At 43.8% G+C, this 22,221-nt stretch carries 24 protein-coding genes and 2 pseudogenes; 10 read left to right on the top strand and 16 right to left on the bottom strand.

Annotation, left to right across the window (positions count from 1 at the left end; all coding sequences use genetic code 11):
- Positions 1–302: pseudogene (locus tag Q4B82_RS06160) on the bottom strand (riboflavin synthase); the annotation flags it as partial.
- 8 nt (positions 303–310) lie between these two features.
- Positions 311–1,063, bottom strand: coding sequence for a tRNA pseudouridine(65) synthase TruC (truC, locus tag Q4B82_RS06155; RefSeq protein WP_303065554.1), 753 nt, complete (start codon positions 1,061–1,063; stop codon positions 311–313).
- A gap of 109 nt (positions 1,064–1,172) precedes the next feature.
- On the opposite strand from truC, the gene hflX reads away from it, so the two are divergent.
- Complete coding sequence (gene hflX, locus Q4B82_RS06150; RefSeq protein ID WP_303065553.1) at positions 1,173–2,318, top strand: GTPase HflX; 1,146 nt, start codon at positions 1,173–1,175, stop codon at positions 2,316–2,318.
- 150 nt (positions 2,319–2,468) lie between these two features.
- Here the strand turns inward: hflX and hemC are convergent, their stop codons facing one another.
- From hemC to Q4B82_RS06135, 3 genes are all read right to left on the bottom strand, one after another.
- A complete protein-coding gene (hemC, locus tag Q4B82_RS06145; protein WP_303065552.1) occupies positions 2,469–3,407 on the bottom strand; it encodes a hydroxymethylbilane synthase in 939 nt (312 codons plus the stop codon).
- A 287-nt stretch (positions 3,408–3,694) separates the two neighbouring features.
- Positions 3,695–7,174, bottom strand: a complete 3,480-nt coding sequence (gene dnaE, locus Q4B82_RS06140) for a DNA polymerase III subunit alpha (RefSeq protein WP_303065551.1) — start codon at positions 7,172–7,174, stop codon at positions 3,695–3,697.
- A gap of 102 nt (positions 7,175–7,276) precedes the next feature.
- Positions 7,277–9,562, bottom strand: a complete 2,286-nt coding sequence (locus Q4B82_RS06135; protein WP_303065550.1) for an NADP-dependent malic enzyme — start codon at positions 9,560–9,562, stop codon at positions 7,277–7,279.
- A 199-nt stretch (positions 9,563–9,761) separates the two neighbouring features.
- Between Q4B82_RS06135 and Q4B82_RS06130 the strand changes: the two genes are divergently transcribed.
- The 8 genes from Q4B82_RS06130 to Q4B82_RS06095 all read left to right on the top strand — a co-directional run bounded on the left by Q4B82_RS06130 (position 9,762) and on the right by Q4B82_RS06095 (position 15,674).
- On the top strand, positions 9,762–10,061 hold the full coding sequence (locus Q4B82_RS06130) for a hypothetical protein (RefSeq protein WP_303065549.1): 300 nt from the start codon (positions 9,762–9,764) through the stop codon (positions 10,059–10,061).
- 58 nt (positions 10,062–10,119) lie between these two features.
- The gene (gene dut, locus Q4B82_RS06125) at positions 10,120–10,578 is read left to right on the top strand and encodes a dUTP diphosphatase (protein ID WP_303065548.1); all 459 of its coding nucleotides are present in this window, start codon (positions 10,120–10,122) and stop codon (positions 10,576–10,578) included.
- A gap of 60 nt (positions 10,579–10,638) precedes the next feature.
- Positions 10,639–11,193: a CreA family protein gene (locus Q4B82_RS06120; protein ID WP_303065547.1), complete on the top strand. Its 555-nt coding sequence runs from the start codon at positions 10,639–10,641 to the stop codon at positions 11,191–11,193.
- Positions 11,194–11,248: 55 nt separating this feature from the next.
- Positions 11,249–11,638, top strand: a complete 390-nt coding sequence (hisI, locus tag Q4B82_RS06115) for a phosphoribosyl-AMP cyclohydrolase (protein WP_303065546.1) — start codon at positions 11,249–11,251, stop codon at positions 11,636–11,638.
- A 52-nt stretch (positions 11,639–11,690) separates the two neighbouring features.
- A complete protein-coding gene (gene folP, locus Q4B82_RS06110) occupies positions 11,691–12,539 on the top strand; it encodes a dihydropteroate synthase (RefSeq protein WP_303065545.1) in 849 nt (282 codons plus the stop codon).
- 206 nt (positions 12,540–12,745) lie between these two features.
- Positions 12,746–14,269, top strand: coding sequence for an acetyl-CoA hydrolase/transferase family protein (locus tag Q4B82_RS06105; protein ID WP_303065544.1), 1,524 nt, complete (start codon positions 12,746–12,748; stop codon positions 14,267–14,269).
- Between the two features lie 157 nt (positions 14,270–14,426).
- The gene (locus Q4B82_RS06100) at positions 14,427–14,669 is read left to right on the top strand and encodes a Fis family transcriptional regulator (RefSeq protein WP_303065543.1); all 243 of its coding nucleotides are present in this window, start codon (positions 14,427–14,429) and stop codon (positions 14,667–14,669) included.
- Positions 14,670–14,714: 45 nt separating this feature from the next.
- Positions 14,715–15,674: an asparaginase gene (locus tag Q4B82_RS06095; protein ID WP_303065542.1), complete on the top strand. Its 960-nt coding sequence runs from the start codon at positions 14,715–14,717 to the stop codon at positions 15,672–15,674.
- Positions 15,675–15,935: 261 nt separating this feature from the next.
- On the opposite strand, the gene pyrC is transcribed toward Q4B82_RS06095, so the two are convergent.
- The 10 genes and pseudogenes from pyrC to Q4B82_RS09525 all read right to left on the bottom strand — a co-directional run bounded on the left by pyrC (position 15,936) and on the right by Q4B82_RS09525 (position 21,380).
- A complete protein-coding gene (gene pyrC, locus Q4B82_RS06090) occupies positions 15,936–16,970 on the bottom strand; it encodes a dihydroorotase (protein ID WP_303065541.1) in 1,035 nt (344 codons plus the stop codon).
- 49 nt (positions 16,971–17,019) lie between these two features.
- A complete protein-coding gene (locus Q4B82_RS06085) occupies positions 17,020–17,502 on the bottom strand; it encodes a hypothetical protein (protein ID WP_303065540.1) in 483 nt (160 codons plus the stop codon).
- A 51-nt stretch (positions 17,503–17,553) separates the two neighbouring features.
- On the bottom strand, positions 17,554–17,778 hold the full coding sequence (locus Q4B82_RS06080; RefSeq protein WP_303065539.1) for a sulfurtransferase TusA family protein: 225 nt from the start codon (positions 17,776–17,778) through the stop codon (positions 17,554–17,556).
- Positions 17,779–17,825: 47 nt separating this feature from the next.
- A complete protein-coding gene (locus Q4B82_RS06075) occupies positions 17,826–18,122 on the bottom strand; it encodes a hypothetical protein (protein WP_303065538.1) in 297 nt (98 codons plus the stop codon).
- Positions 18,123–18,235: 113 nt separating this feature from the next.
- Positions 18,236–19,297, bottom strand: coding sequence for a uroporphyrinogen decarboxylase (hemE, locus tag Q4B82_RS06070; RefSeq protein ID WP_303065537.1), 1,062 nt, complete (start codon positions 19,295–19,297; stop codon positions 18,236–18,238).
- A gap of 124 nt (positions 19,298–19,421) precedes the next feature.
- Positions 19,422–19,667 (bottom strand): acyl carrier protein, encoded by a 246-nt coding sequence (locus Q4B82_RS06065; protein ID WP_303065536.1) that lies wholly within the window; start codon positions 19,665–19,667, stop codon positions 19,422–19,424.
- A 20-nt stretch (positions 19,668–19,687) separates the two neighbouring features.
- A complete protein-coding gene (locus Q4B82_RS06060) occupies positions 19,688–19,948 on the bottom strand; it encodes a phosphopantetheine-binding protein (protein WP_303065535.1) in 261 nt (86 codons plus the stop codon).
- Positions 19,945–20,736: a 1-acyl-sn-glycerol-3-phosphate acyltransferase gene (locus Q4B82_RS06055; RefSeq protein ID WP_303065534.1), complete on the bottom strand. Its 792-nt coding sequence runs from the start codon at positions 20,734–20,736 to the stop codon at positions 19,945–19,947. The genes Q4B82_RS06060 and Q4B82_RS06055 overlap by 4 nt, the downstream gene beginning before the upstream one ends.
- A complete protein-coding gene (locus Q4B82_RS09530; protein WP_368501337.1) occupies positions 20,699–20,950 on the bottom strand; it encodes a beta-ketoacyl synthase chain length factor in 252 nt (83 codons plus the stop codon). Before Q4B82_RS09530 ends, Q4B82_RS06055 begins: the two co-directional genes overlap by 38 nt.
- 22 nt (positions 20,951–20,972) lie before the next feature.
- Positions 20,973–21,380 (bottom strand): annotated as a pseudogene (locus Q4B82_RS09525) (beta-ketoacyl synthase chain length factor).
- Between the two features lie 171 nt (positions 21,381–21,551).
- Between Q4B82_RS09525 and Q4B82_RS06045 the strand changes: the two are divergent.
- Positions 21,552–22,040 carry a thioester dehydrase gene (locus tag Q4B82_RS06045; RefSeq protein WP_303065533.1) on the top strand — a complete coding sequence of 163 codons (489 nt, stop codon included), beginning with the start codon at positions 21,552–21,554 and terminating at the stop codon, positions 22,038–22,040.
- An 86-nt stretch (positions 22,041–22,126) separates the two neighbouring features.
- On the opposite strand, the gene Q4B82_RS06040 is transcribed toward Q4B82_RS06045, so the two are convergent.
- The coding region (locus Q4B82_RS06040) for a hypothetical protein (RefSeq protein WP_303065555.1) at positions 22,127–22,221 on the bottom strand (95 nt) is incomplete at its 5' end.

Raw genomic sequence — 22,221 nt, 5'->3', positions numbered from 1 at the left:
CTCATGACGTGTCCACCGATTTCATCATCAAAACGAGCCGCACGTTCTAAATTCACATAATCTCCTGTTTTCAGGCAGCCTAAATTGGTTTTGATGAGAGTCTCTGCCATTAAGTCAAAATGCACTTGATTACCTGATATTTGGGTTACAGTGAGACAGCAGCCATTGTGTGCTACTGATGCACCGATTTGCAGATTTTCAGTTAAATTATCGGGAAAGCGGACGATGTGGGTGCGAAAATCAGGGGTATTTTGTGTGATGGCGATGAGTTCGCCCATGCCTTGTACAATGCCTGTAAACATGATGTGCCTTAATGATGAATTGATGAAAGATGGGGATTGTACGCATTTTCCCATAAAAATGCGCGACAAACATGCTGCCATGCGGTATCGTAGGGGGCGCAAACGGTGATGTTTTCGTTTGTTTCAGGCAGCCTGAATGTTAAACTTTGGGCATGTAACAGCAGGCGTGTGTTGCCACATAATTCGCGTATGGCTTTGTTTTGCTTTAAATCACCGTGTGTGGTGTCGCCGATAATGGGGTGAAAAATGTGTTTGAGATGACGGCGAATTTGGTGTTTGCGTCCTGTGTGAGGTGTGATTTCCACTAGGGAATAACGTGAAGTGGTAAAACGTTTGTCCACAGAAAAGGGCAGTTCGGTACGTTGTAGGGTGTGGTAATCGGTTAAGGCTGATTGTGCCTGTTTGTCTTTGCTGGCAAAGGCATCGGCGATTTTGTCGTGTTCTTCTTGTAGTGGGTAATCAATGCTGCCTGAATCGGCTGTCCAACCGCGTACAATGGCGTGATAGGTTTTGATGATTTCACGGTTTTCAAATTGTTGCGTTAAAAAACGTGCTGTTTGGGCGTTGAGTGCAAACAGCATAACACCTGATGTTGGTCGGTCTAAACGGTGTACGGGATAAACGTGTTGTCCGATTTGGTTGCGCAAAGTTTGCATGAGAAAGATGGTTTCGTGTTTGTCCAGCCAAGAGTGGTGTACCAGCATACCTGCGGGTTTATTGACCAGTAGTAAATCTGAATTTTGATAAAGTATTTCAATCATGGGCAGAGTTAATGATGATGTAAACAATGAAAAAATCTCTGTTTTGGCTTGCCATAAATGTAGCGCTGGTTTAGTCTTAATGCCTTTTGAGATACACAGGCACTTTGTTATGACCCGTTTTCAAACCGATAAAACCCTAGAACACGCCGAACGCATTATGTTGGTATCCGTGATGCTGCCTGAAAACTTTTCAGGCAGCAATGAAAGTCGTGAGCGGGCTTTTCGGGCAGCTTGTGCTGAAGCTGATGAGTTGGTACGCGCTACTGGTGGCGAGTTGGTGTGGCATGAAACTGTGAAGTGCGATAAGGCACATGCTGCTTTATTGGTTGGCACGGGTAAAGCGGAGCAATTGGCACAACTGGTGCAGCGTGAAAATATTGAATTGGTGGTGTTCAATCATGAATTAACGCCAACTCAAGAACGCAATCTGGAAAAAGCCTTGCAATGTCGTGTGTTAGACAGAGTGGGCTTGATTTTGGCAATTTTTGCTCAACGTGCCCAATCGCAAGAAGGTAAGTTGCAAGTGGAGTTGGCACAATTATCGCATTTGGCTGGACGATTGGTGCGTGGTTATGGGCATTTGCAAAGCCAAAAAGGGGGTATTGGTTTAAAGGGTCCTGGTGAAACGCAACTGGAAACCGACCGCCGTTTGATTCAAAGCAAAATCACGCAATTGCGCCGTCAGCTTGAAAATGTGAAAAAACAGCGTGAAACGCGACGTAAAGCAAGGCTTTCAGGCAGCCTGAAAACTTTTGCGATTGTGGGCTATACCAATGCGGGTAAATCCACTTTGTTCAATCGTTTAAGCAAAGCCAATGTGTTGGCAAAAGACCAGTTGTTTGCCACTTTGGATACTACCGCGCGCAAGTTGTATTTGAATGCCGATAGCAGCATTATTTTGACCGATACAGTGGGTTTTGTGCAAAATCTGCCACACAAATTGATTTCGGCATTTGCGGCAACTTTGGAAGAAACGGCATTGGCTGATGTGTTATTGCATTTGGTGGACGTATCCGATCCTGAAATGGAGCGCAAAATCCAAGATGTGAATCAGGTGTTGGCTGAAATTAAAGCCGATGCCATTGTGCAGTTGGTGATATACAACAAATGTGATTTGCTGCCTGAAAATGAACGACGAATCGGCATCATGCGTAAAGCTGATGGTAAAGTGGCTGCGGTGCGTGTTTCGGCAACAACAGGTCAGGGCTTGGACGTATTGCGTGAAGTGTTGGCGGAATTTGCCAGTCAGCATTAAATGATTGTTTATAATCGTTTCAAATATAAATGGGACAAGGCAACAACGCTCGCCGTGTACATCTAGATACATAAGGGTGTACTATATTTGTATTTAAAACAATTATATTAAGGCTGCCTGAAAGTTTTCAGGCAGCTTTTTGTGCTTGATTTAGGATTTTAGGACATCGGCAATCACTTCTGTTGCACCGTCATCAGCCAATTTTTTGGCTACTGCACGCCCCAAAGCATCGGCGTATTCTGCCGGAGCTTGTGCTTGTGCGGTCAGCATGACAGAACCATCTGAGTGTGCTACCAAGCCGTGTAGTGTGAGTAAGCCATGTTCATCGGCAGTACAATAAGCTGCCAATGGTACTTGGCAACTGCCTCCCAAAGCGCGTGCTAATGCGCGTTCTGCCGTTACGCAAGCAGCGGTTTTGGGGTGGTTTAAGGGCAATAAGACTGAAATCAAATCGGTACGATGAGCGGCGATTTCAATGCCAAGCGCACCTTGTCCTGCGGCTGGTAAACTGTCGGCTGGCGATAAAATGGTGCGTATGCGTTCGTTGAGTGCCAAACGTTCTAAACCTGCAGCTGCCAAAATGATGGCATCGTATTCGCCATTGTCCAATTTGGCTAAACGGGTTTGCACATTTCCGCGCAATGGTTTGATGTTTAAATGCGGAAAACGGGCGCGTAATTGTGCTTCACGGCGTAAGCTGGACGTGCCAACAACTGCACCTTGTGGTAAATCTTCCAAACGTGCGTAATGGTTAGACACAAAGGCATCAAATGGATTGGCACGTTCTCCTATTGCTGCCAAAGCAAATCCTTCGGGCAAATCCATGGGGATATCTTTAAGGGAATGAACTGCCAAGTCGGCACGATTTTCGTGCAACGCGGTTTCCAATTCTTTGATAAATAAACCTTTACCACCAATTTTGGATAGGGTTTTATCCAAAATTTGGTCGCCTTGTGTGGTCATGCCCAAAATGCTGATGTTGCATTGGGGGTACAGATTTTGCAGTTGTGCTTGAATATGACGCGCTTGCCACATTGCCAATGCGCTTTCTCGGCTGGCAATCACGAGTTTTTCGGGTTGTTGGTTCATAATGAAAACTTTTTAGGCTGCCTGAAAATGGGAAAATGTAAAAAGATACAGATGATAGCATTTTGCTTGAACTTGATAAACTCATAGGCTGCCTGAAATGCAGAATGAAACTTTGCTAAAACCATTTTTAAACGAATGTAGGGGCGGATTTTATCTCCGCTATTTCCTCAATTTATTGATAAAAATAAAATTTTCTACAAACTGAAACAGGGTAAATATCGAATCCGTCCCTATGAATTAAGTTTTGAAAGGGTTTTAGAATGTATTCAGGCAGCCTAAACACCAAATTAAGCCACGCCAACGGCATGTTCACCCAAAAGTGTTTGTAAATCATGCAATAAATCATTTGTCATGACAATGCGCCATTGTGCAGAGGGTATCAGGCTGCCTGAAGCATGGGCATTTTCATAATTCAGTTTTAATGCAATGTGTTTACCTTCGGTTTGTGTGTGTGTGTGCAGCAAGTTTGCCAATGCATTGATGTCGTGTTCGGGACACAAATGCAGCGTTAAGATTTCAGCATAGTGGCTGCGTGCTTGATTTAAGGTGTAAATGCGGGCGTGGGCTTCTGATGTTTCATCATCGGGGTTGATTTTATTGCTTAACACATTGATGCGTAAGCCACCTTCTGGATTGAAGCTGTCTTCGCGCACGCGACAATCACATACCAAAATTTGGTCGGCTTGTAAAATCTCACGGGGTAAAGTTGCCAACATTTCGCCACGAATGATGATTTCTTGTTTGCCATTGCCATCTTCCAATTGGATTGCCACCATTTTACCGTTTTTGGTCATGATGCTGCGGACTGATGTGGCAAATCCCGCAATGCGTACGCTGTCGGCCGGTTTGAGTGCGTTTAACGAGGTGGGTGCAAAACGGCGTACTTCTTCGGCATAAGGGGCAAAGGGGTGCCCACTTAAATAAAAACCAATGGTTTGTTTTTCTTCTGCCAGCTTTTCACTTTCACTCCATGCTTTTTCAGGCAGCATGGTAATGTCTTCAATGACATCATCAAACATGTCAAATAGACCGCCTTGATTGATATTCTCGGCTTTTTGTTCGGCATTTGCCATTGCCAATTCTATGTTTGCCAGTAACATGGCGCGATTGGGTTCTATGCTGTCAAATGCGCCACCGCGTATCAAGGCTTCTAGGGTGCGGCGATTGACATGATGTTTGTCTACGCGCTCACAAAAATCAAATAAACTGGTAAATTTACCACCTGTTTCGCGTGCTTCAACAATATTTTGTACTGCTGATTCGCCTGTGCCTTTGATTGCGCCCAAAGCGTAACGGATTTGCTTTTGGGCGTTGGGAATAAAGCGGTAGCATGATTCATTGATGTCGGGCGGTAAAAAACTGATGCCGTTCAATGGGCTTTGTGCGTCATCGTAAAAGAGTTTCAGTTGGTCGGTATTGTCCAATTCGCTGGACATGGTGGCGGCCATAAATTCGGCAGGGTAGTGGGCTTTGAGCCATGCTGTTTGATAGGAAATCAGTGCGTAGGCGGCAGCATGGGATTTATTGAAACCGTAACCTGCAAATTTTTCCATGTAGTCAAAAATTTCATCGGCTTTTTCACGCGAAATATTTTGTTTTGCCGCACCTTCGGCAAAAATATCGCGGTGTTTGACCATCTCTTCGGGTTTTTTCTTACCCATTGCACGGCGCAATAAATCCGCACCTCCTAAAGAATAACCACCAATGATTTGGGCTGCCTGCATCACTTGTTCTTGATAGACCATGATGCCGTAAGTTGGCTCTAAAATAGGTTTAAGTAATGGGTGTATGTATTCAAATGATTGCCCTTTCATTCGCGCTACAAAATCAGGGATATTGTCCATCGGGCCTGGACGATACAAAGACACAAAGGCAATCAACTCTTCAAATTTGGTGGTATAAGCTGTTTGCAGCATTTTTTTCATGCCACTAGACTCAAACTGGAATACGGCTGTGGTATTGGCATCACGGAAGATTTTATAGGCAGCATCATCTTCTAGGGAAATGCGTGATACGTCAATGGTTTCCCCAGTTGTTTGTTTGATAAAGGATTGTGCCATTTCAATAATGGTTAAATTGCGTAAACCCAAGAAGTCAAATTTGACTAAGCCTACATTTTCTACATCGCCTTTGTCGTACATGGATACGGGAGAGGAAGATTCGTCTGCTTGATAAATGGGGGAAAAATCGGAAATTTTTCCTGGTGCAATCAGTACGCCACCTGCATGCATGCCTAAACCACGCGTTAAATCTTCCAATTTTTGTGCTAAATCCATCAATTCCCATGCGTCTTCATCGTCCAAGATGCGCTTGATTTCAGGTTCAACTTCCATGGCTTTTGCCAAAGACAAGGGCTTATTTTGTTCCAAAGGAATCAATTTGGATAAGTTGTCGCACAATTTAAATGGTAATTCCAATACGCGTCCAACATCGCGAATGACTGCTTTGGACGAAAGCGTACCAAAGGTAACGATTTGGCTAACGGCTTCTTTACCGTATTTGGCACGCACATATTCAATCACGCGTCCACGATTGGCTTGGCAGAAATCAATGTCAAAGTCAGGCATGGACACGCGTTCGGGATTGAGAAAACGTTCAAACAGCAGGGCGTAACGCAGCGGGTCTAGGTCGGTAATGCCTAATGAATAGGCAACCAATGAACCCGCACCTGAACCGCGTCCTGGTCCAACAGGACAGCCATTGTTTTTTGCCCAGTTAATGAAGTCTGCCACAATCAAAAAATAGCCTGGAAAACCCATCTGAATAATGGTTTTTAACTCAAAATCAAGACGTTCTTGATATTCAGGCAGCTTGTTTTGGCGTTCAGCTTCATCAGGGTACAAGGTTCTCATGCGAGTTTGTAAACCTTGATTGGACAAATGAACCAAATAATCGTTTAAATCCATGCCATTGGGCGTGGGAAAGTCGGGCAGAAAGTTTTTGCCCAGAGTAAGGGTAAGATTACAACGCTTGGCAATTTCTAATGTGTTTTCCAGTGCTTCTGGAATATCGGTAAAGCGCTCTGTCATCACTTCGGGAGAAACGAAAAATTGGCTGCGTGTGAATACTTGTGGGCGTTTTTTGTCTGCCAATACCCAGCCCCCTGCGATGCACACACGCGCATCATGGGCTTTGTAGTCTGATTCATCAAGAAATTGGGTAGGGTGAGTTGCAACAACGGGTAAATCCAATTCGTTTGCCAATTGCAAGCTGCCTGAAACCGATGTTTCCCATTCAGGTTTTTCAGGCAGCCTTTGTAATTCCAAATAAAATGCGTTGGGAAACCATGTGGCGTATTTTTTTGCTGCGGTGTGTGCTTTGTCTTGTGCACCATTCATTAAATGCACACCAATTTCGCCCAAGTGTGCGCCTGATAGACAAATTAACCCGCTGTTGTCGCCATTGGATAGCCATGTTTGTTGGAGTTGTGGTAGATGTATATTGCGTTCATCATTTTGATAGGCTTGAGATAGGAGTTCACTTAAACGAATGTATCCTTGTTGATTACGCGCCAGAAGCAAAGCACGAAAAGGGCTGTCGGTTTGTTCTGGATTGTGTATGCGTACATCGACACCCAAAATTGGTTTAATGCCGATTGCACGACAAATTTGATAAAACTTGACCAAGCCAAAAACATTCATGAAATCCGTGAGTGCCAATGCAGGATAAGTAAATTGTTTGGCACGGTTTGCCAATTCTTTAAGGCGTAATGTGCCATCGGTGATGGAAAATTCGGAATGGGTGCGTAAATGAACAAAGGACGACATTTGAGAACTTTAATCAAGCGTAAAGAAAAACTGGATTTTAACACAACAAGCTGCCTGAAAAATTTTCAGGCAGCTTGTTTGGAGAAAGTTTATAGAGATGATTTATTTGTTGTTCAGCTGTGCATCAACTGCGGCAATTGCTGCCATATTGATGATGCGGCGTACGGTTGAAATGGGTGTAACCAAGTGGACTGCTTTGTTTAAACCCATCAAAATGGGACCGACTGTAATGCCATTGGTGGCATTCACACGCATTAAGTTATAGCTGATGTTGGCGGCTTCCACATTGGGCATGACCAGTAAATTTGCACTGCCTGAAAGCGTGGTTTCAGGGAAGATTTGTTTGCGTAGGGTTTCGTCCAATGCCAAATCTGCTTGCATTTCGCCATCAATTTCCAGTTCATCATCGGCTTGACGAATCAGTTGCAAGGCTTTTTGCATTTTAGCACTGTCGTCATTGTAAAAAGAGCCGTAATTGGAATTGGACAATAATGCCACTTTGGGCTGAATACCAAAACGTTTGATTTCTTTGGCACACATTAAAGTGCCTTGTGCGATTTGTTCCGCTGTTGGGTTATCAATCACATAAGTATCGGCGATGAAGAAGTTGCCTTTATTGGAAATCAAAGCATTCATGGCAAAGGCATTTTGTTCGGGATTGTCAAAGCCAATGATGTCTTTATATACCTTGAAGTGGTCATGGAAACGACCAATCGTGCCAGCCACCATGCCATCTGCGTAACCCAACTCCACCATGGTGGCACCAATTAAAGTGTGATTAACCAACATGCGGCGACGCGCCATGTCTTCGGTAACGCCTTTGCGTTTTTGTAGATTATAATAGTGTTTCCAACTTTCTTCGTAGTAGGGATTATTGGCAATATCAATTAAATCAAAGTCTTTTCCTGCCTGAATGGTTAAAGATTGACTTTCTAAACCTGCTTCAATGATTTCTTTGCGACCGATTAAAACGGGATACACAATTTTTTGTGAAGCTAAGTATTGGGCAGCGTGTAATACGCGTTCGTCTTCACCTTCCGCCAATACAATGCGTTTCACGTCTTTTTTGGCTTGTGCTACAACAGGACGCATAAATAAATTGGTTTTGTAGATTTGTTCTTCCAATTTCTCGGTGTATGCAGCCATATCGGTAATTGGACGCGTTGCCACGCCTGAATTCATGGCAGCTTGGGCAACGGCAGGGGCAATTTTGGCAATTAAGCGTGGATCAAAAGGTTTGGGAATCAGGTATTCAGGACCAAATTTCAATTCTTCGCCACCATATGCACCTGCCACAACATCATTAGCTTCTGCCATCGCCAAATCAGCAATCGCATGTACGGTTGCCAGTTTCATTTCTTCATTGATAGTGGTTGCGCCAACATCTAATGCGCCACGGAAAATGAATGGGAAACACAAAACATTATTGACTTGGTTGGGGAAGTCTGACCGACCTGTACCAATAATCACATCAGGACGTGCGGCTTTGGCTTCGGGCGGCCAAATCTCGGGTTGTGGATTTGCCATAGCAAACACCAATGGGTTTTCGGTCATTTGTTTGAGCATTTCCACACTCAATACATTGGGACCCGATAAGCCCAAAAACACATCTTTATTGGCTACGGCATCACCCAAATCACGCTGACCATTGTCTTCAATCGCGTAACGCAATTTGCTCTCGTCCATGCGTGTATGGTCTTCGCGGGTTTTGTAAATCACGCCTTTGGAGTCGCAAACGGTGATGTTTTCAGGTTTCATGCCCAAAGCCACCAATAAATCCAAACATGCAATCGCAGCAGCACCCGCACCAGAACACACTAATTTCACTTGGGCAATGTCTTTTTTTACATAACGTAAGCCATTCAAAACGGCTGCGGCCGTGATGATGGCTGTGCCGTGTTGGTCGTCATGGAAAACAGGAATATTGCAGCGTTCACGCAATTTTTTCTCAATATAGAAGCATTCGGGCGCTTTGATGTCTTCTAAATTGATACCGCCAAAAGTTGGTTCAAGTGCGGCGATGATGTCCACCAATTTATCGGGGTCAGTTTCATTGATTTCTATGTCAAACACATCAATATTGGCGAATTTTTTGAACAAAACGCCTTTGCCTTCCATAACGGGTTTACTGGCTTCTGGACCAATATTGCCTAAACCCAAAACCGCAGTACCATTGGAAACCACCGCCACCAAATTACCGCGTGCAGTATAGCGATATGATTTGGCTGGGTCGGCATGGATTTCCATACAAGGAACGGCAACGCCAGGTGAATATGCCAATGATAAATCGTATTGTGTTGCCAAAGGCTTGGTTGGTGCGACTTGGATTTTGCCAGGCGTAGGAAATTCGTGGAAATTCAGCGCAGCTTCTCTTAAATGTTCGTCCATAAAATGTGCTTTCTGGTTTTATAATAAAGTTGGTTAATGACGATAATAATTTGCAGGCAGGATTGTACTCCAAGCGAAAACAACTGGCTATAAAAATGGCTGCCTGAAACGAGATAACAGTCATGCGTTTTCCATATAGCTGGTTTACTCAATGATGATGCATCGGTTATCATCATGCTTTTTCAGGCAGCCTGAAATCATGTTTCATAAAATTACCCATGCCGATTATCGAGATATTGTGATGCGATGTTGGCAAAATTTTTCTTCTGCAGAACAAGATTTATTACAAGAAATTTTGCAAGGTTTTGAATTTAATCCAGAGCAAGAACAGGCATTGGTACAAGCCGTTTTGCAGCAAAGTCGTTTTGACCCCAATGCCCAGCATTGGGAAACCAATGAAGACGATGAAGACAGTACAGGTGTTTGCCCGCATTGTATCAATCCACCTGCGCCACCTTTGCGTGATTATTTGATGTGGCGAAAAAAGGACGAACTTTGAGTAAGCAGGGTTTTCAGACAGCCTAATCTTTGTGCCATTTATTTCAGAAAGTGTATTTATGACTTCTCAACCTATCGTACAACTCAAAATTCTCAATCCCCAAATACAAAATCAACTGCCAACCTATGCCACATCAGGTTCAGCAGGTTTGGATTTGCGTGCTTGTATTGATGAAGCAGTTACCTTACACGCAGGCGAAACACAACTGATTCCAACAGGTATTGCCATTTTTCTGAATAATCCCAATCTGGCTGCTACAATTTTGCCGCGTTCGGGTTTGGGACACAAACACGGTATTGTATTAGGCAATTTGGTGGGTTTGATTGATTCGGATTATCAAGGTGAATTAATGGTTTCTTTGTGGAATCGCAGCAATACAGCGTTCACTGTTCAGCCATTTGAACGCATTGCACAAATGGTCATTGTGCCAGTGGTGCAAGCCCATTTTGAAGTGGTGGACGAGTTTGCTGCCAGCGAACGGGGGGCAGGGGGATTTGGCAGCACGGGGCGAAACTAAATAATTGAAAATAGAAGATTTCAGGCTGCCTGAAACAAGATAATAAGGGAAATTTAAAGTATGCAACAACACATCAAAGCCATTTCATTGGTGTTGCTCACACTGATGTTGGCAGCTTGTGGTCAAGAAACCGATAAAATTGGCGAAGCGAGTACGGTATTCAATTTATTGGGCAGAAACGACCGCATAGAAATTGAAGCATTTGATGACCCCGATGTACGTGGTTTGTCCTGTTTCTTGTCTTACGCGAAAAAAGGCGGTTTAAAAGAAACCGTGAATTTGGAAGAAGATGCCAGTGATGCTTCGGTTTCTTGTGTGCAAACCGCACCACAGATTGAATTTAATGAAAACGTGGTTGCCAAGCCGCGCCGTGTATTTAAACGTGATGCCAGTTTTGCTTTTAAAAGTCTGCAAATCATGCGCTATTACGACAGCAAACGCAAAGCCTTTGCTTATATGGTTTACAGCGACAAAATCATTCAAGGTTCGCCTAAAAATTCGCTTTCGACATTTTCCTGCTATGGCGCAACTGCACCTGTTACTGCTTCTGTAGCTGCTTTGCCCATGAACAAACAACAACTTGGTGGCTGTATCATTGAGCTTGCTGCGAAATGATTTTCAGGCAGCCTAAAACAGCTTGTTGTGCCATTTGAAATTGGAATGACAAAACATGAACGCCTTATTAGACAAAATCAAATTTGATACCAATGGTTTGGTGTGTGCCATTGCTCAAGATGCTCAAACCATGCGCGTGTTAATGGTAGCATGGATGAATGCTGAAGCCTTGCAAAAAACCGTTGAAACAGGGTTTGCCCATTATTACAGCCGCTCTCGTCAAAAACAATGGCTTAAAGGTGAAGAATCAGGGCATACCCAAAAAATCAAAGAATTGCGTTTGGATTGCGATGGTGATGCTATTGTGTTATTGATTGAACAAAATGGTGGTATCGCTTGCCATACAGGACGCGAAAGTTGTTTTTACCAAGTTTGGCAAGATGATGCATGGCAAACCGTTGATGTGGTTTTAAAAGACGAAACAGAAATTTATACTAAACCATGATTTTCAGGCAGCCTGAAAGCTGTTTTCCAATTTGATATAGTTGATAAACCAAATGAAATATTGGCAGACCACCCGTTTTCGCATTGATTTAAGTCAGCCCAAAGTCATGGGCATTGTGAATCTCACACCTGATTCCTTTTCTGATGGCGGACAATATTCAGGCAGCCTGAAAATGGCTTTGGCACACGCTGAAAAGCTGTTACAAAATGGGGCAGACATTTTGGACATTGGTGGTGAATCCACGCGTCCCAATGCTGCACCTGTTTCACTTGAAGCAGAATGGCAACGCCTGCAACCTGTTTTGGCAGAATTGGTTAAATGGCATGTACCATTAAGCATAGACACTCGCCGTAGTGAAATCATGCGTCAGGTATTGGACAATGGTTATGCCGACATCATCAACGATGTACAAGGCTTAGAAGATAAGGGAGCGCTGGCACTTTTGGCGCAACACCCAAATACAGGCATTTGCCTGATGCACATGCGAGGGCTGCCTGAAAATATGCAGCACAATCCTGATTATGGCGATGTGGTACAAGAAGTGGCACATTACCTGCAAGGACGCGTTGATACGTGTATCCAAGCAGGTATCGCAGCCGAACGCATGACTTTGGATCCAGGCTTTGGTTTTGGTAAAACCCTGCAACACAATATCGCACTCATGCAAAATTTAAACCAATTGCACAGCAGTCATCGTTTGCCTTTATTGATTGGTGTTTCGCGCAAACGCATGATAGGCGAGCTAACAGGACGAGAAATCGCATCAGAACGCGTTTCAGGCAGCCTTGCTGCCGCGTTAATGGCAGTACATAATGGTGCAAAAATCATTCGTGTACACGATGTACGCGAAACCGCTGATGCTTTAAAAGTGTGGTTGGGATTGAATGTTTCATCTCATTAGTAAAGTGATGCAGATAATCAATTTTTGTAATTGCCATTAAGCATCTGATTTTTCAGGCAGCCTATCGTATCGGAGCTGCCTAAAAAACAACCAGTCAGTTGAACTGCTTGAGTTTGACCGCAAAAACCTTGAAGACAACAAGTCTTTACGTTATATTACGCACTGTTACACGGCAAAAACAATCGCCATCATTTCAGGAGAATGCAATGAGCAACAATTTAGCAGAACGCATCAAACACGAAGGTTTACGCAGCAAAATCATGACGGCAGAACAAGCCGCCGAATTTGTGCAAAACGGCATGAACGTTGCCGTTACGGGCTTTACAGGCGCGGGCTATCCCAAAGCCTTGCCCACCGCCATTGCCGAAAAAGCCAAAGCCGAACACGCAGCAGGTCGCCCATTTTCCATTGGCATGGTAACAGGTGCTTCCACCGCGCCTGAATGTGATGGCGTATTGGCAGCCGCAAACGCCATTCATTTCCGCAACCCATTCCAATCCGACCCCACCTTACGCAACAACATCAACGCAGGCAACATCGCCTATCAAGACATGCACTTATCGCACGTTGAACAACAAATGCGTCAAGGTTTTTATGGCGAATTTGATTTGGCGATTATTGAAGTATCCAGCATCAATGCCGAAGGCAAACTCATTCCAGCCATGGGCATTGGTCATGGCAACGAGGCTCTGAAAGCCGCCAAAAAAGTGATTATTGAAGTCAATTCAGGTCAAAACATCAAATTGGAAGGCATGCACGATGCGGTATTTGACATTGGCGTGCCACCACACCGCAAGCCCATTGCCATTACCGCACCGTTTGATCGCGTGGGCGCACCCTATTTGGAATGCGATTTGGACAAAATCGTGGCAATCGTGCTGACAGACGCAGGCGACCGCAACAGCAAATTTGCCGACCCAGACGACAATTCCAAAGCCATTGCCGCGCAAATCATTGATTTCTTTAACCATGAAGTGAAAGCAGGTCGCTTGCCGAAAAACCTGTTGCCTTTGCAATCAGGCGTGGGCAATGTGGCAAATGCGGTTATGGCAGGTTTGCTGGACGCGCCATTTGACGATTTGACAGGCTACACCGAAGTGTTGCAAGACGGTATGTTGGATTTGATTTTGGCAGGCAAAATGAAACACGCTTCTGCCACCGCCTTGTCGTTCAGCCCAGACGCTTTGCAACGTTTCAATGAAAACATTGACTTCTTGCGCGACAAATTGATTTTGCGCCCCATGGAATACACCAACAGCCCCGAAGTGATTCGCCGCTTGGGTGTGATTGGCATGAACGCCATGATTGAAGCCGATATTTACGGCAATGTGAACTCCACACACATCATGGGTACGAAAATGATGAACGGCATTGGCGGTTCGGGCGACTTTACGCGCAATGCCTTCTTCTCGTTCTTTGTGTCGCCATCGGTGGCAAAAGACGGCGCGATTTCTTGCATTGTGCCTATGGTTTCGCACCACGACCACACCGAACACGATGTGATGTTCATCGTTACCGAACAGGGTATGGCAGACTTGCGCGGCAAATCGCCACGCCAACGCGCACAGTTGATTATCAACAACTGCGCCCACCCCGACTACCGCGATATGTTGCGCGATTACTACGACCGCGCGGAAAAAGCAGGCGGTTTGCACACACCACATTTGTTGATGGAAGCCTTGTCTTGGCACCAACGCTTTGTGGAAACAGGCGATATGCGCATTAAATAATTGATGTGAAAAATGTTCAGGCTGCCTGAAACGCGAATTGGGCTTTTCAGGCAGCCTTTACTTTCAGGAAACCTGTCTGTGTGTGTCAATGTGTGAAACAAGGTCGTCATAATATTGGTAATACACAATCTGCACCATATAATGAATTGGAAGAAGCATGAATACGCCCCCCGATATTGCCGATTGTATTCAAAAAAATCTGCATCAATATTTTCAGGATTTAGAAGGCGGTACTGCCACAGGTGTTTACGATATGGTTTTACTGCAAGTGGAAAAGCCTTTATTGGAATGTGTGATGACACAATGTGGTGGTAATCAATCCAAAGCCTCTGAAATATTGGGTTTAAATCGCAATACTTTGCGTAAAAAGCTGATTTTACATGGACTGTTGGAAATTTAATTGGCGTTCTTAAATATGTTCAGGCAGCATGGAATCGTTTGAAATATGAAAAAAATCTTTGTCTTATATACAGGTGGCACCATCGGCATGGTAGAAAGCTCAGAAGGTTTGCGTCCTGATACTGCAATTGCGAATATGGCACTCGCGCCATTTTCAGGCAGCTTGCATTTTGATTGGTACATTTGCCAGCCTTTGATAGATAGCTCAGCTGTTACGCCACAACATTGGGCGCAATGGTTGGTAATTTTGCAAGAAAAATTGCCCGATTACGATGGTGTGTTGGTGTTACATGGTACCGATACTTTGGCTTATACCGCCAATTTTCTTGCTCTTACTTTAAATTGTGTGGGTAAAACGGTAGTTTTAACTGGCTCACAAAAACCATTTGGTCGTCCAGACAGCGATGCACCATTGAATTTACAAACCGCAGTATCTGCATTAAAGCAAGACTACCATGGCGTGTTGTTGGCATTCAATGGTAAATTGTTTCCTGCAATAGGCAGTAGCAAATACAGTACAGAAAGTGATAATGGTTTTGTTAATACCCATTTTGGGTATGTAGTAGCAGAAAGCAAGCTGCCTGAAAACCCAAATATGCTTTCAGGCAGCTTGTTACGCCATTTTAATCCCAATATCCGTACCGCAGCCTTGTATTTAACCCCTAGTTTTGGCGTACAAACTGCCACACAAATCTTACAAGCAGGACAATTAAATGTTGCCATTTTAATGAGTTATGGGCATGGCAATGCACCGAACGATGTGGATTTTTTGAATGCTGCACACAATTTTATACAACAAGGAAAAATTCTATTGAATATCAGCCAAGTAGCACAAGGTTGTGTAGCAGCTGTTTATGCACAAGGAAACGCATTGCGACAAATTGGTGTTATTAATGGCGGTAAATGCACTATTGAAACCGCCATACCCTTAATGATGTTGGCAGCAGAAAATCAATGGACCAATTCTGAATTGGAAACAGAATTACGGCGTTTAAAATTGATATAGCACAATGTTTTTATAAAAATAAGCACTTGAAATTTCTTATCCAAGTGCTTATTTTTTGTGTTTCAAACAGAAATCTTTACAATACTTTGTTCATAAAGTTGGATTTTATATTTACCCTAAATCATGATTATTGGCATGTATACTCTTTGTATACAGTAGGCATGATTGCCTTACCCATGTTAATTTTAAACAACCATAATTCGTTGTACCTAGTGAGTCCTACAAGCAAAATTGTCGCACGGATAAAGGTTGCCTGAAAAATTATGCCACGATAGACCATTCAATTTCTTCACCAGCACACATCGGCACAACCACGCTGTTGCCAAACTGAACGGTTTCAGGTACGCGCTGCGGTTTTTTGATGAGCGTAATTTGACACGGATTTTCGGGTAAGCCATAAAAACGCGCTCCATTTTTGGACGCAAACGCTTCCAATTTATCCAAAGCCCCTGCTTTTTCAAAGATTTGTGCGTACAACTCAATCGCGGTCATCGCGCTGAATACACCTGCACAACCGCAAGCGTTTTCTTTAGTGTGTTTGGGGTGGGGGGCGGTGTCTGTTCCCAAAAAGAATTTGTGCGAAAATGTCCCCGTAACCGCATCCACAAGGGCTTGACGATGCGTTTCACGTTTGATAATCGGCAAGCAATAAAAATGTGGCTTTACACCGCCAACCAACAAATGATTGCGGTTGTACATCAAATGCTGTGGCGTAACGGTTGCTGCTACATTGTCGCCGCTTTCGCAAACCAGTTGTGCGGCTTCGGCGGTGGTAATATGCTCAAAAACCACTTTCAAATCAGGAATTTCTGCCAAAATCGGGCGCATGATTCGCGCCATAAATTCAGCTTCACGGTCAAAAATGTCAATCTTGGGGTCGGTAACTTCACCATGTGTGAGCAACAAAATCCCCTGCACTGCCATTTCTTTCAATACAGGTAACAATTTAAACACATCGGTAACGCCACTATCGGAATTGGTGGTCGCGCCAGCAGGATACAATTTGAACGCCACAATCCCTGCTGCTTTGGCTTCGCGTACGGTCTCGGGTGTGGTGTTGTCGGTTAAATATAGCGTCATCAACGGCTCAAACGTACAATTTTCGGGCGTGGCAGCTTGAATTTGCTTTTTGTATTCAAGTGCTTGGGAAACTGTGGTAATAGGCGGTTTTAAGTTGGGCATCACAACAGCACGTCCCATCTGCCGTGCGGTGTGTGGTACAACCGATTTCATCGCTATGCCATCACGAAAATGCACATGAAAATCATCGGGTTGAATAATGGTTAAAGTTTGCATGGTGTGTTTCCTTTGTTGGGTAAAATGGGTTTTCAGGCTGCCTGAAAAATCAGCGACACCACGTTAATGGAGTGCGTTTATCACTTAATACCACGTTATTTGTATGTATTTGGAATTGAATATGGCTGATACCCAAAATATCAAACATATCTTGGTCTTTTTGATTTCTAATGCAAAAGGGGTTGTCTTGTTGCATTTTGATCTCAAATATTTTTTTTAATGCGGCTGCGGCTTGTGGGTCTGCGCTTAAACGGGTTAAATCGTGGTCGGCTTTGATTTTGATATGGATAAGTAAAGTGTTGATGTTATTGTCTGATAGGCTAACCTGCATGCTTTCTATTTTAGGGTCTTTTTGATAGCGTGTTTGCGTTTTTTCATCGAGTAATTTAATCATTTGGCGCACCAAAGGGGCTTTTTCTTCGGGCGATAATTGTTTCATCAATTGGATAAAATTTTGTATGTTTTCGGTAGATGTAGCGTGTAAAGTGCCACAACAAAAGAGCAAAGTAACTAGAAAAGTTTTGATTTTCATGGTGTTTTCCTTTTGGAATAGTGATTATGAAGACTTTCAGGCATCCTGAAATCATTTGCGTTTTAAAACCAAAGTAAATACGCCATTGGTTTCGCTGCTTTCCAATAATTCGTGTCCCGTATGCCGACAAAAGGCCAAAAAATCATTGGGTGCACCTGAATCGGTTGCCAATACCGTGATGATGCTGCCACTGGGCAGCGAGGCTAGGGCTTTTTTGGTGCGTAAAATGGGGAGTGGACATTTTAAGCCAGTTAAATCCAAGATTTCGGTAGTCATATTAAATTTGAAATTGAATATTTTATTGATGAGAGGCTGCCTGCAAATCACATATTCATAGCAAGGCGTTTGAAATACATGCCCAAGCCATAACAAAGCAGTCCGCTGATGCCCAAAATGAGGAAAACAATGCCTTTTTTTCGGGCGTTAGGACAAAAATAATAGAGTGATAAACTGAAACTGAAAAACACCGATGAGGCTATCAGAGGCAGTTTGGGGTGTTCTGTGTAGCGGTCTAATGTGTGGATTTCAGTTAATACAACATACATTTGCCAAATTACAGTTAATGAAATCAGCATGATGCCAATTAATAAAAACAGCGCGGCATAATCAAGATGGGACATATTGGGTTACCTGAAACAGGAAATTGAAGATAAGGGCGAAAATGGGTTTATTGTGAGGAATGAGGACAGGCTGCCTGCAACCCATATTTTTGTTTTCAAGCAGCCTGAAATGCTTATTGATGATACTGGCGCGACAATTCATGCACCGCGTCCACCAAAATTTTGGCGTGTTCGGGGTCGGTGTGTTGGTTGATGCCGTGTCCCAAATTGAAAACGTGTCCCGTGCCGTGTCCAAATTCGCCCAAAATGCGGCTGACTTCGGTGCGGATATTCTCGGGCGAACCAAACAGCGCGAATGGGTCAAAATTGCCTTGCAAAGCGACTTTGTTGCCCACACGCGCTCGGGCTTGTGCCAAATCGGTCGTCCAATCCAAGCCCAAAGCGTCTGCGCCACAATCTGCCAAATGTTCCAGCCACTGACCGCCGCCTTTGGTAAACACAATCACAGGCACTTGGCGACCTTCGTTTTCGCGTTTTAATCCGCTTACGATTTGTTTCATGTATTGCAAGCTAAACTCGCGGAATGCGGTGTGGCTCAACACGCCACCCCAAGTATCAAAAATTTGTACCGCTTGTGCGCCGTGTGCGATTTGCTCGTTCAAATAGGCGGTTACGGCTTGGGCGTTCACGTCCAAAATTTTGTGCAGCAAATCGGGGCGGCTGTACATCATGGATTTGATGGTGCGAAATTCTTTGCTGCCACCGCCTTCCACCATATAGCAAGCCAAAGTGAACGGGCTGCCTGAAAAGCCAATCAAAGGCACACGCCCATTCAAAGCCTTGCGAATGGACGCCACCGCGTCAAACACATAGCGCAAATTCGCCATATCAGGCACACGCAACTGGCTCACAGCTTGTTCATTTTGAATGGGATTTTGAAATTTTGGCCCTTCGCCTGTTTCAAAATACAAACCCAAGCCCATTGCGTCTGGCACGGTCAAAATGTCGGAAAACAAAATGGCTGCGTCCAAATCAAAGCGTTCAAGCGGCTGAATGGTTACTTCGGTTGCCAATTCGGTGTTTTTGCACAAATCCAAAAAACCGCCTGCTTGGGCGCGGGTTGCGCGGTATTCGGGCAAATAACGTCCTGCTTGGCGCATCATCCAAATGGGCGTATATTCAACGGGTTGGCGCAACAGGGCGCGGAGAAAGGTGTCGTTTTGTAAGACAGTCATGGCAAAATGAAAATGGGTTAAAATGGAATGGATTATAGCATGTCGTGGTTTGTTATTGCGGTTTCAGGCTGCCTGAAAACCCAAAACGCAGTCTCGTTTCATTGAGACTGCGGTTATTGGAATTTTAATCGGTTTGAATGCGTAAAACGGCTTGTACTACATCTTCAACGGTACGCACATTGCGGAAATCTTCAGCACGCAATTTGCGACCTGTTTCGCGTTTGATGTGGTCAATCAAATCAATGGCATCAATGCTGTCAATTTCCAAATCTTCGTATAAATGGGTTTCGGGTTTGATGCGTTCTGGCTCAATTTCAAACAAATCAATCAAAGCATTGCTTAAAATATCACGGATTTCTTGTTCGGTCATGATTTGCTCCTTGCTATGGCTTATACGGCTTGGCGATTGCGGATGAATGCAGCCAAGGTTTTTACGCTGGAAAAATGTTCACGCAAATTTTCATTTTCTCCATCTAATTGTAAATTAAAGGTTTTTTGTACTGCTAAACCCAATTCCAAAGCATCTACTGAATCCAAGCCCAAGCCATTGTCGCCAAATAGGGCATCTTCATCACCAATATCGGATATGCTGATGTCTTCCAGGCCCAAACTGTCAATAATCATTGTTTTGATTTGTTGTTCTAAACTCATGTGGTTTTCCTTGTAAAGTCGTCTTCTAAATATTGATTTAAACGCCTTGCGGCAATGGGTAAAGGCTTTTCAGCCAGCCATGTTTGTGGGTTGATGTCTTCGCCAACACTAATGGTATAGTGTATTTTTTGATGTGGTATGCGATACCATGCTTGACCTTTCTTGAAATTAGGTGGGTTCATTTTGATGTAAACAGGAGTGATGACTTTGGCACTTCTTAATCCAATGGATACGGCACCTCGATGCATTTTAACTTGTCCGTCCCAACCTGTACGCGTGCCTTCGGGAAAAATCAGTAGGCTTTGATTGTTCTGAAACACGCGATGAATTTCATCCAGCATGGCTTCATTTTCTTCATTGGGAATGTAGCCTGTTGCGCGAATTTGGCTGTTCATTGTGGGATTGTTCAGCAAATCTTTTTTGACAACACAGTTGATTTCGGGTACTTGACTAATCAGTAAAACCATATCCAAAAGAGAAGGGTGGTTGGGCAAAATCAGTTGTCCCACACGTCCTAATTTGTCCATGCCATGATATTCTACGCTCAATACTCCAGACCAAATTAAATATCGTACAAAAAGTTGCCAAATGCCTGCAACTTTGCGTCGTGCTTGCAATTGGCGAGAAATATCGTTTTGGGTACTGTTGATGGTATAGGGCAGTAAAACCAATTTAAATGCCAAGCCGCCTAGACCAAATAAAACAAAACCGAATAATGTGGCGCAAAAGCGGCGTACATAATCCAATTTTTCATGTGTTTTTCTGCCATTGCCAAATGCGACTGCCATAATTTTGGGTGTGATTCAGGCTACCTGAAAGCATAAAGCGTATCCAATTTAGTGCACCCCAGTAAAATGAATGATGGGTATTCGGGTTTGGTTCATTTTGTAAACTGATGGTGTAGTCTTGACCTTGTGTCAAAACCATTGCCAGTACATAAGGGAAAGGGGCACGTTGTGCGGGCAAGGTGTAATCTGTATGTAAAGGTTCATCAGCAAGCACCACCAGAACTGACTCAACGCCTTCATTGAGTTAAAATATGGGCTTCTGCCAAAGCGGTTTCTAGATTGTCGCTGCCTGAAACCAGTGCTGTATTTTCATTCATGTCGCCACGCAACATAGACCATTGTCCCATTACGGCATTGTGTACCGATAAGCCAAATGATGTGGGTGAAACGTTACCTGAACGAAACTATTCCAACCACAAATCAAAACTGCGGTTTTGTTCACCATCATGTGAAGCATAAACCACAGGGCTGCCTGAAAATCGTGTTGCCAAATCCCATGTTGCATCACAAACCAATCGTGCAATCAAACTCAAACGGCGACGTTGCATAACAGGCAAAAAAGCCAATTTGGGTTGATAAGGGGCAAAGTCATCTATGATTGCTGCATTCTGTGACCATGCTTGCCATTGCGTTATCTGAAACATCTTATCGGAAACAGCCTGCCAAGCGGCAATATTGAAGCTGAATGTGCAAGCGGTGGGCATGATGATTTTCAAAGAAACGTTGATAAAAGCGGTATTTTAGCCGAAAGTTTTCACAAAAAACAGATGCAATCCGTATAATATTATTTTTCCATAGTTAAGGCTGCCTGAAAAATGAATGAGCCACTGATTTGCCCTATTGATGATGTTGCCTCACTTTTACCACACAGTGGAAAAATGGTTTTATTGGAACGCATTACCGATTACAGCGAACAACATTTGCTTGCTCAAGCCCATGTTCATGAGGACCATATATTGTTGCGAAACGGTGTATTGCCTTGTATCGCTGGTATGGAAATCATGGCACAAGGTGTTGCAGCTTGGGCAGGTTGTCATGCGCACAATGCGGGCGAAGCTGTGCGTTTGGGTTTCCTATTGGGAACGCGCAAATTGAATTTGTTTACTGATGTCATTCCGATTGGTACACAATTACAGATTAAAGTTAAGGTTTCCACGCAAGACCAAAATGGTATAGGGGTGTTTGATTGTGAGCTGTATTGGATTGATGCGCCTATTGATAAACGTACCATACTACCTGAAAATGGTTTATTGATTCAGGCAGCTTTAAATGTGTATAGCCCCAAAAATGGGACAGCAATGTAAAGAAAACTTTGATTAAAATTAATAAATTATGTAGCTGTTTTTTAAACATCAAGCTGCCTGAATGTTTTCAGGCAGCTTAAAATTTTTTACGCCAATTTTGCCTTCACCAAATCCTGCACCGCAGTTGGATTTGCCTTGCCTTTGGAGGCTTTCATCACTTGACCGACAATCGCGTTCAACG

Source organism: Alysiella sp., from assembly GCF_030525755.1.
Taxonomy (GTDB): domain Bacteria; phylum Pseudomonadota; class Gammaproteobacteria; order Burkholderiales; family Neisseriaceae; genus Simonsiella.
This window is presented reverse-complemented; position numbering and strand designations above follow the sequence as displayed.

Coding starts and splice junctions, on each gene's coding strand:
- Q4B82_RS06135 (WP_303065550.1), bottom strand. CDS start 9,562: ATGGACGAACATTTAAGAGAAGCTGCGCTGAATTTCCACGAATTTCCT.
- hemC (WP_303065552.1), bottom strand. CDS start 3,407: ATGAACCAACAACCCGAAAAACTCGTGATTGCCAGCCGAGAAAGCGCA.
- Q4B82_RS06120 (WP_303065547.1), top strand. CDS start 10,639: ATGCAACAACACATCAAAGCCATTTCATTGGTGTTGCTCACACTGATG.
- Q4B82_RS06055 (WP_303065534.1), bottom strand. CDS start 20,736: ATGGCAGTCGCATTTGGCAATGGCAGAAAAACACATGAAAAATTGGAT.
- Q4B82_RS06065 (WP_303065536.1), bottom strand. CDS start 19,667: ATGACCGAACAAGAAATCCGTGATATTTTAAGCAATGCTTTGATTGAT.
- folP (WP_303065545.1), top strand. CDS start 11,691: ATGAAATATTGGCAGACCACCCGTTTTCGCATTGATTTAAGTCAGCCC.
- Q4B82_RS06075 (WP_303065538.1), bottom strand. CDS start 18,122: ATGTCCCATCTTGATTATGCCGCGCTGTTTTTATTAATTGGCATCATG.
- Q4B82_RS06045 (WP_303065533.1), top strand. CDS start 21,552: ATGAATGAGCCACTGATTTGCCCTATTGATGATGTTGCCTCACTTTTA.
- dut (WP_303065548.1), top strand. CDS start 10,120: ATGACTTCTCAACCTATCGTACAACTCAAAATTCTCAATCCCCAAATA.
- hemE (WP_303065537.1), bottom strand. CDS start 19,297: ATGACTGTCTTACAAAACGACACCTTTCTCCGCGCCCTGTTGCGCCAA.
- pyrC (WP_303065541.1), bottom strand. CDS start 16,970: ATGCAAACTTTAACCATTATTCAACCCGATGATTTTCATGTGCATTTT.
- Q4B82_RS06080 (WP_303065539.1), bottom strand. CDS start 17,778: ATGACTACCGAAATCTTGGATTTAACTGGCTTAAAATGTCCACTCCCC.
- dnaE (WP_303065551.1), bottom strand. CDS start 7,174: ATGTCGTCCTTTGTTCATTTACGCACCCATTCCGAATTTTCCATCACC.
- Q4B82_RS06105 (WP_303065544.1), top strand. CDS start 12,746: ATGAGCAACAATTTAGCAGAACGCATCAAACACGAAGGTTTACGCAGC.
- Q4B82_RS06130 (WP_303065549.1), top strand. CDS start 9,762: ATGTTTCATAAAATTACCCATGCCGATTATCGAGATATTGTGATGCGA.
- truC (WP_303065554.1), bottom strand. CDS start 1,063: ATGATTGAAATACTTTATCAAAATTCAGATTTACTACTGGTCAATAAA.
- Q4B82_RS06085 (WP_303065540.1), bottom strand. CDS start 17,502: ATGAAAATCAAAACTTTTCTAGTTACTTTGCTCTTTTGTTGTGGCACT.
- Q4B82_RS06095 (WP_303065542.1), top strand. CDS start 14,715: ATGAAAAAAATCTTTGTCTTATATACAGGTGGCACCATCGGCATGGTA.
- Q4B82_RS06060 (WP_303065535.1), bottom strand. CDS start 19,948: ATGAGTTTAGAACAACAAATCAAAACAATGATTATTGACAGTTTGGGC.
- Q4B82_RS06100 (WP_303065543.1), top strand. CDS start 14,427: ATGAATACGCCCCCCGATATTGCCGATTGTATTCAAAAAAATCTGCAT.
- hflX (WP_303065553.1), top strand. CDS start 1,173: ATGACCCGTTTTCAAACCGATAAAACCCTAGAACACGCCGAACGCATT.
- hisI (WP_303065546.1), top strand. CDS start 11,249: ATGAACGCCTTATTAGACAAAATCAAATTTGATACCAATGGTTTGGTG.